The organism is uncultured Streptococcus sp., assembly GCF_915066115.1.
GTDB lineage: Bacteria > Bacillota > Bacilli > Lactobacillales > Streptococcaceae > Streptococcus.
In genome coordinates this window covers 1-8348 of record NZ_CAJZDT010000084.1, presented here as the reverse complement: position 1 = coordinate 8348, position 8348 = coordinate 1, and the positions used below count along the sequence as shown (strand labels likewise).

At 40.5% G+C, this 8348-nt stretch carries 10 protein-coding genes; 9 read left to right on the top strand and 1 reads right to left on the bottom strand.

Features of this window, described 5'->3' with window-relative positions:
- Window positions 1-153: ATP-binding protein (locus QZ565_RS06555; protein WP_295527232.1), on the top strand; the 153-nt coding region annotated here is incomplete at its 5' end.
- 33 nt (window positions 154-186) lie between these two features.
- Here QZ565_RS06555 and QZ565_RS06550 read toward each other — a convergent pair.
- Complete coding sequence (locus QZ565_RS06550) at window positions 187-474, bottom strand: DUF3270 domain-containing protein (protein ID WP_084924597.1); 288 nt, start codon at window positions 472-474, stop codon at window positions 187-189.
- Between the two features lie 358 nt (window positions 475-832).
- Between QZ565_RS06550 and QZ565_RS06545 the strand changes: the two genes are divergently transcribed.
- From QZ565_RS06545 to QZ565_RS06510, 8 genes are all read left to right on the top strand, one after another.
- Window positions 833-1888 (top strand): ABC transporter permease, encoded by a 1056-nt coding sequence (locus QZ565_RS06545; protein WP_295527227.1) that lies wholly within the window; start codon window positions 833-835, stop codon window positions 1886-1888.
- Between the two features lie 13 nt (window positions 1889-1901).
- Window positions 1902-2582: an ABC transporter ATP-binding protein gene (locus QZ565_RS06540; RefSeq protein WP_295527224.1), complete on the top strand. Its 681-nt coding sequence runs from the start codon at window positions 1902-1904 to the stop codon at window positions 2580-2582.
- 125 nt (window positions 2583-2707) lie between these two features.
- Window positions 2708-3637 (top strand): peptidase U32 family protein, encoded by a 930-nt coding sequence (locus QZ565_RS06535; RefSeq protein WP_295527221.1) that lies wholly within the window; start codon window positions 2708-2710, stop codon window positions 3635-3637.
- A gap of 105 nt (window positions 3638-3742) precedes the next feature.
- Window positions 3743-4426 carry a ribose-5-phosphate isomerase RpiA gene (gene rpiA, locus QZ565_RS06530; RefSeq protein WP_295527218.1) on the top strand — a complete coding sequence of 228 codons (684 nt, stop codon included), beginning with the start codon at window positions 3743-3745 and terminating at the stop codon, window positions 4424-4426.
- Between the two features lie 14 nt (window positions 4427-4440).
- On the top strand, window positions 4441-5652 hold the full coding sequence (locus QZ565_RS06525; RefSeq protein ID WP_295527215.1) for a phosphopentomutase: 1212 nt from the start codon (window positions 4441-4443) through the stop codon (window positions 5650-5652).
- A 1-nt stretch (window position 5653) separates the two neighbouring features.
- The gene (locus QZ565_RS06520; protein WP_295527212.1) at window positions 5654-6214 is read left to right on the top strand and encodes a DUF1697 domain-containing protein; all 561 of its coding nucleotides are present in this window, start codon (window positions 5654-5656) and stop codon (window positions 6212-6214) included.
- The gene (locus QZ565_RS06515; protein WP_295527209.1) at window positions 6211-7020 is read left to right on the top strand and encodes a purine-nucleoside phosphorylase; all 810 of its coding nucleotides are present in this window, start codon (window positions 6211-6213) and stop codon (window positions 7018-7020) included. Before QZ565_RS06520 ends, QZ565_RS06515 begins: the two co-directional genes overlap by 4 nt.
- 2 nt (window positions 7021-7022) lie before the next feature.
- Window positions 7023-8306 carry a chloride channel protein gene (locus QZ565_RS06510; RefSeq protein WP_295527206.1) on the top strand — a complete coding sequence of 428 codons (1284 nt, stop codon included), beginning with the start codon at window positions 7023-7025 and terminating at the stop codon, window positions 8304-8306.
- Window positions 8307-8348: the final 42 nt, after the last annotated feature.

The following is an 8348-nucleotide window of genomic DNA, read 5'->3' as shown; positions in this document are numbered from 1 at the left end:
CGTCAAAAAGGTGGTTTCGGTTTAGGTTTATCCCTAGCCAAGCAAATTGTAGATGCCCTAAAAGGAACCATTACTGTTAAAGATAATAAACCAAAGGGAACAATCTTTGAAGTGAAGATTGCCATCCACACACCATCTAAAAAGAAAAAATAAAAATATCGCTCCAGCTGGAGCGATATTTTGGATTTATCTTCTACGTTTTCGTTTGATAATAGACCGTTGAACTTTTAAAACAAGTAAGCTGGATCCGATTGCTGCGGCAAAGGCAAGAGCAGTTGATAATTTTAATGATAAAAAGATAAAACTAAAGATAGCAATACAGATACAAAAAACAGCGATATTAACAAAAAATAGGATTTCCTTGAGATTGGCATCAGATTGTGCTTCAGGTGTATAATCTTGATAGCGAGGAACCTGCTGGCTTAATTCTTCTTGATAGTCTACCTCATAGGATTGTAATTTTCTTACGGGCATTATTCTCTCCTTAACAGTACATACCTATTTTATCATTTTTTCAGCAGAGAATTATTACAGAAAGGTTACAATAAGAATAAAGTCCTTTTTCAAAATCACTTTTCTTGACACCATAATGTGAAAATGATAGGATGGATGGACACCAAATACTTATTAATATTCATAATTGATTATATTCCTAAGAAAATAGAGCTACCAATTGATTCATTTTTAGGAAAATTATTTCCTTATTTTCTTTATTTTATTTGATTTGATTAGTGAGATTTGTTTTGAATACAGAGACAGATTTTCTGTCTCCTATTTTTATAGTAGTGAGGTGTCTAATTGATACCTCTTGGAAAAGTTAAAGGAGATAAGCATGTATCTTGCTATCAAAGAAATATTACGAAACAAACTTCGATATAGTTTGATTCTAACTACCATTTTTCTTATCGCTTTTATGGTCTTTTTTATGACCAGTCTAGCTCTTGGTCTTGTGCGAAACAACCGGGCAGCTATTGATAATTGGCAAGCGACGGGTATAGTTTTATCTGACTACGCAAATGATAATTTGACAGCATCTTTTATTCCTGAAAAGGACTACAAGGATAAGAGTTCTAAAGAGGCTGCTCCACTAGGGTATATGTTTGCTGTGACCAATCTAGTCGATGATAGTGAAAAGGTCAATGTTTCCATCTTTGCTCAAGAGTGGGACGCTTTTATCTCTCCTAGTTTGACGGAGGGCCGTTATCCTGAAGGGGATGATGAGGTGGTCGTGGATCAGTCCTTTGAAAACTATGGAATGAAGTTGGGTGATGCCATTCAGCTCAATGGAAGCGAAGTAAGTTACAAGATTGTAGGGCTGACTAAAGGAAATAAGTTTTTTACTGAGCCAGTTGTCTTTACGAGTTTGACAACTTATTGGACCTTACAAGGAACCTTGAAGGCCAATCGTTCCATCTCTGCCTTGGTATTGAAAAATGATATAGAAGTGGCTGGGGATGGGCTGAAACAGATTTCCATTCCAAAAATGATTTCGAAAATTCCTGGTTACACACCTCAGGTGAATGTATTTTCAGGGATGATTCTTGCTATGATTGTCATCACAGGCTTGATTGTGGGTATATTTGTTTATATCATTACCATACAAAAACTAGGACTTTATGGAATAATGCGGGCTCAGGGAATACAGATCAAAACCATTGTATGGTCTCTTTTCTGTCAAATCTTCTTCCTAGCTAGTATGGGGATTGCTTTAGCCTTGCTGGCTGTTGGAGGAGTGATTTTAGTCTTGCCAGCTACCTTCTTTTTCTACCCAAGTTGGTTAGCCTATTCTGTCCTAAGCTTGGTAATTTCCTTGATGGCCCTTCTAGGTGGTGTCATTTCACTTCCACGCTTGCTAAAGGTGGACCCGATTACTGCGATTGCAGAGTGATAAGGAGAATAGTATGACAGCATTGATAGAAATGAAGCAAGTGACAAAAACCTATGGGGAAGGAAAGATGAAAGTCGTTGCCTTGCATGAGACTAATTTTCAGCTAAATGCGGGAGAGTTCGTGGCGATCGTTGGGCCATCAGGTTCTGGAAAGACGACCTTTCTAACAACTTTAGGTCAACTTCAGGAAGCATCTAGTGGAAAGATTCTAGTAAAGGGGAAGGAAACAGGCAATTTGACGGAGAAGGAGAAAACAGACCTCCGTTTTAGAGAGTTTGGCTTCATTCTCCAGGCTTCAAACTTAATTCCTTTTCTAACGGTCAAGGAACAGCTGGATTTGATTGACAGACTAGATAAGAGAAAAAATAGTAAAAGTGACCGGAAAGAACTTTTTGACTTGTTGGATTTGGAAAAAGTACAAGATCAGTATCCCAAGGCATTGTCAGGTGGAGAACGTCAACGAGCTGCGATTGCTAGAGCCCTCTATAACAATCCAAGCATTGTGCTTGCTGATGAGCCAACAGCTAGTCTGGATACCCAGCGTGCCTACCAAGTAACGGAGATGTTGGCTGGCATTGCCCATGAACAAGGTAGAGGAGTTGTTATGATTACACATGATACACGACTTCTTGATAAGGTTGACCGTATTTATATCATGAATGATGGTCACCTAGTTGAAGAAACACATGCATAAAAAGAGAGTGAACGGTGTTGGTTACTGTTCACTTTTTAATTTCAAAATTTAAAAATAAGACTTACTTTTTGTAAAACTCCCAGTATTCATAGCTGATTTTCCAGAAATGTGGTATAATTTTTCTTATGGAAAAGATTATTATTACAGCAACTGCTGAAAGTATTGAACAAGTTGAACAACTGCTCGAAGCTGGCGTGGACCGTATCTATGTCGGTGAGAAAGATTTTGGTCTTCGTCTGCCAACAACCTTTAGTTATGACCAATTGCGTGAAATCGCTAAGCTGGTTCATGATGCTGGTAAGGAATTGATTGTTGCAGTCAATGCCCTCATGCACCAAGATATGATGGACCGTATCAAACCTTTCTTAGACTTTTTGGAAGAAATTAAGACAGATTACATTACAATTGGGGATGCAGGTGTCTTTTATGTGGTCAATCGCGATGGTTATTCCTTTAAGACTATCTACGATGCTTCAACAATGGTGACAAGTAGTCGTCAGATTAACTTCTGGGGACAAAAGGCTGGCGCATCTGAGGCTGTTTTGGCGCGTGAAATTCCATCTGCTGAACTTTTCAAAATGCCAGAGATTTTGGAAATTCCTGCTGAAGTTTTGGTTTACGGTGCTAGTGTTATTCACCATTCTAAACGTCCACTCTTGCAAAACTACTATAACTTTACGCATATCGATGATGAAAAGACGCGTAAACGTGACCTCTTCTTGGCTGAACCAAGCGACCCAGAGAGCCACTATTCCATTTTTGAAGACAATCATGGTACCCATATCTTTGCAAACAATGACCTTGATTTGATGACCAAATTGACAGAATTGGTAGATCATGGCTTTACTCACTGGAAATTAGAAGGTCTCTATACACCTGGTCAAAACTTTGTTGAGATTGCCAAACTCTTTATCCAAGCACGTAGTTTGATTCAAGAGGGCAACTTTAGCCATGACCAAGCCTTCTTGTTAGATGAGGAAGTGCGCAAGTTACATCCTAAAAATCGTTTTCTCGATACAGGATTCTATGATTACGATCCTGATATGGTTAAATAGGACACCAAAACCCGAAATAAAAATGTTCGGGTTTTTCTAGTGTATCCATGAAATAAAAAAGGATACATGTTATAATGAAAGTAGCTCTTTAATGGAGGTGTTTGAGTGGAAAATTTGAAGAAAATGGCAGGTATCAAGGCTGCTGAGTTTGTCAAGGATGGCATGGTTGTCGGACTGGGAACGGGTTCTACTGCCTATTATTTTGTAGAAGAAATCGGTCGTCGTATCAAGGAAGAAGGATTGCAGATTACAGCTGTAACGACTTCTAGTGTGACTAGTAAACAGGCTGAAGGGCTTAATATCCCGCTCAAGTCTATTGACCAAGTAGATGTTGTCGATGTGACGGTTGATGGAGCGGATGAGGTGGATAGCCAGTTTAACGGAATCAAAGGCGGTGGTGGTGCCCTTCTGATGGAGAAGGTTGTAGCAACGCCCTCAAAAGAATATATTTGGGTAGTGGATGAAAGCAAGCTAGTCGAGAAACTGGGTGCTTTTAAATTGCCAGTAGAAGTGGTTCAGTATGGCGCAGAACAGGTCTTTCGTCGGTTTGAGCGAGCTGGCTACAAACCAAGTTTCCGTGAAAAAGATGGCCAACGTTTTGTGACCGATATGCAGAACTTTATCATTGACCTTGCCTTGGATGTCATTGAAGATCCAATTGCTTTAGGGCAAGAATTGGACCATATCGTTGGTGTCGTAGAGCACGGCTTATTCAACCAAATGGTGGATAAGGTCATCGTAGCTGGACGAAATGGGGTTCAGATTTTAACTTCAAGCAAAGCAAAATAATAAGGAGATACACTATGTCAAAATTTAATCGTATTCACTTGGTGGTACTGGATTCTGTAGGAATCGGTGCTGCACCAGATGCTAATAACTTTGTCAATGCAGGGGTTCCAGATGGAGCTTCTGACACACTGGGACACATTTCAAAAGCAGTTGGTTTGAATGTCCCAAACATGGCTAAAATTGGTCTTGGAAATATTCCTCGAGAAACTCCTCTTAAGACTGTTCCAGCTGAAAGCAATCCAACAGGATATGCAACAAAATTGGAAGAAGTATCTCTTGGTAAGGATACCATGACTGGTCACTGGGAAATCATGGGACTCAACATTACCGAGCCTTTCGATACTTTTTGGAACGGATTCCCAGAAGAAATCCTGACAAAAATCGAAGAATTTTCAGGACGCAAGGTCATTCGTGAAGCCAACAAACCTTACTCAGGTACGGCTGTTATCGATGATTTCGGACCACGTCAAATGGAAACTGGAGAGTTGATTATCTATACTTCAGCTGACCCTGTTTTGCAAATTGCTGCCCACGAAGACATCATTCCTTTGGATGAATTGTACCGTATCTGTGAATACGCTCGTTCAATTACTCTTGAGCGTCCTGCCCTTTTAGGCCGTATCATTGCCCGTCCGTATGTTGGTGAACCAGGTAACTTCACTCGTACGGCAAATCGTCGAGACTTAGCCGTTTCTCCATTTGCACCAACTGTTTTGGATAAATTGAACGAAGCTGGTATCGATACGTACGCTGTTGGTAAAATCAACGATATCTTTAACGGTGCTGGTATCAACCATGACATGGGTCATAACAAATCAAATAGCCACGGAATTGATACACTCTTGAAGACAATGGGACTTGCTGAGTTTGAAAAAGGGTTCTCCTTCACAAACTTGGTTGACTTTGATGCCCTTTACGGCCACCGTCGTGATGCCCATGGTTACCGTGATTGCTTGCATGAGTTTGATGAACGCTTGCCTGAAATTATCGCAGCCATGAGAGAGAATGATCTTCTTTTGATTACTGCGGACCATGGAAATGACCCAACCTATGCAGGAACAGACCACACTCGTGAATATATTCCACTTTTAGCTTACAGTCCTGCCTTTAAAGGAAATGGGGTCATTCCAGTTGGACATTTTGCAGATATCTCAGCAACAGTTGCGGATAACTTTGGTGTTGAAACTGCCATGATTGGTGAAAGTTTCTTAGATAAATTGGTATAAGATGACGCGATATGCTTTACTTGTTCGGGGCATTAATGTAGGTGGGAAAAATAAAGTTGTCATGGCGCAACTTCGTCAAGAACTGACAGAGTTGGGACTGGAAAAGGTTGAAACCTACATCAACAGTGGCAACATTTTCTTTACTTCGACAGCTCCCAAAGCCCAATTGGTTGAAAAATTAGAGGCTTTCTTTGAAATCCATTATCCATTTATTCAGAGCTTTTCCTTGTTGAGTCTTGAGGACTTTGAAGAGGAACTTGAGAATCTGCCTGAATGGTGGACCAAAGATTTGGCACGAAAGGATGTGCTCTTCTACACGGAGAGCTTGGATGTGGATCAAGTCATCGAGAAAGTGAACAGTTTGGAACTGAAAGATGAAGTGGTTCATTTTGGAAAACTTGGGATTTTCTGGGGGAAAATCTCAGAGGAATCCTACTATGCAACTGCCTATCATAAGTACTTGCTCAAGATGCCTTTTTATCGCAACATCACTATTCGCACCGCAAAAACCTTTGACAAAATCGGTCAAATGCTAAAAAATAATAAAGGAGACACACAATGACATTTTTAGATAAGATCAAAGAAACAGCTGTTTTCCTGAAAGAAAAAGGAATCCAAGCGCCTGAGTTTGGTTTAATCCTTGGATCAGGTCTGGGGGAACTTGCAGAAGAAATCGAAAATCCTGTTGTAGTAGACTATGCAGATATTCCAAACTGGGGCCGTTCGACAGTAGTCGGTCACGCTGGTAAATTGGTATATGGCGACCTTGCAGGTCGAAAGGTCTTGGCTCTTCAAGGTCGCTTCCATTTCTACGAGGGAAATCCTCTGGAAGTGGTGACTTTCCCAGTACGTGTTATGAAAGTTCTTGGATGCGAAGGTGTCATTGTAACCAATGCAGCTGGAGGTATTGGATTTGGTCCTGGTACCTTGATGGCTATCTCAGACCATATCAATATGACGGGGCAGAACCCATTGATGGGTGAAAACTTGGATGATTTTGGTCCACGTTTCCCAGATATGTCTAAAGCCTACACACCAGAATATCGTGCTACTGCCCATGAAGTGGCTAAGAAACTTGGTATCAAGCTTGATGAAGGTGTCTATATTGGTGTAACAGGTCCGACTTATGAAACACCTGCAGAAATTCGTGCCTATAAGACATTGGGAGCAGATGCAGTTGGTATGTCCACTGTTCCTGAAGTGATTGTGGCAGCCCACTCTGGCTTGAAAGTTCTCGGTATTTCATGTATTACTAACCATGCTGCTGGTTTCCAAGAAGAACTCAACCACGAAGAAGTTGTGGAAGTGACTGAACGTGTCAAAGGCGACTTCAAAGGCTTGCTTAAAGCGATTATTGCAGAATTGTAATCATGTTAATAGAATTGAGGAGTATTTTTCGAAAAATCCCTTATAATTTTAGATTATTCCTAGCAGTAATTCTACAAGGAATAGTTTCGGGTTTATCTGGTATATTTCTCCATTATCTTTTAGAGATAATAGAGGGTCTAGCTTTTGGTCAGTCAGAGCATCATAGTAGATTTTTGACAGATGGAGTTTCCTCCTCAAGGATAGGACTAAGTTTAATAATTGTTGGTCTTGGCTCATCCTTGGTCTGGTATTTCTTGCAAAAAGGGTCGAAGATTTATTCCATCAAAGCTCAGATGAAGGATGAGACTTCACAATACAAGCTTCATTTTCTAAAACAGCTATTTCATTCAATTTGGCAGATCATTGCAGTTGGAGGGGGAGCCCCTATTGGCAAAGAAGCTGCACCACGAGAGATTGGAACTCTATCTGCAGGACCAATTGGAAAAATATGTATACTGTCTATGAAGGATTGTATCTTTCTCCTTGCTTGTGGTGCTGGTGCTGGTTTAGCAGCTGTCTATCAGGTTCCATTAACAAGTGTTTTCTTTGTTTTTGAAACTCTAGGAATTGCTCTATCTATTAAACGATTTGTCTTAGTTGGTTTGACTACCTATGTTTCAACCTATATAGCAGGCTTGGTTATTTCAGATCAGGCTCTTTACCAGATTCCAGCTATCACATGGTCACTAAAGGAAGTGTGGATTGTACCTTTATTACTTCTTTTCTTAACCCCACTAGCTTGGCTTTTTGGTCGCTTAAGTAAGGCAGCATCTTCGAACAGAATAAAAGATAAACGAATACTTCTCACATTGCCCTCAGCTTTTCTTTTTCTTGTTGGATTGGCAAGTTATTTTCCACATCTACTTGGAAATGGACGTATGATGGCTCAGGAAATTTTAAATGGTAGCAGTGGTCAAACAGTGCTTCTCATGTTTTTCCTAAAAGCAGTGGTCGTTCTTATTATCCTTTGGGCAGGGGCCTATGGTGGTACTCTTACGCCATCTTTTGCCTTGGGGATGGCTGGAGCTGCTCTCTTGGGCATGATTCTAGGTGGGGATAGCCAGCCAAGCATTTTGCTTTTGGGATCGGTTTGCTTTTTGTCTGTGACCTTGAGGGCGCCCTTTTCTGCAACTGGATTAGTAATAGGTTTCACTGGGCTAGGTATAGTTTCTCTTCCGTATCTCTTAGTAACAGCTGTTTTAGCCTATGAATTTGCAAAAATGTTAGACCGCTTTCCTTGGGCTAGCATACTGTGTCAGAAGTCAAAGAATAAAGTAATTAGGTAGGAAATGCCCATTTCTTCTAGTCAATGATTTGATTTAAAAGAT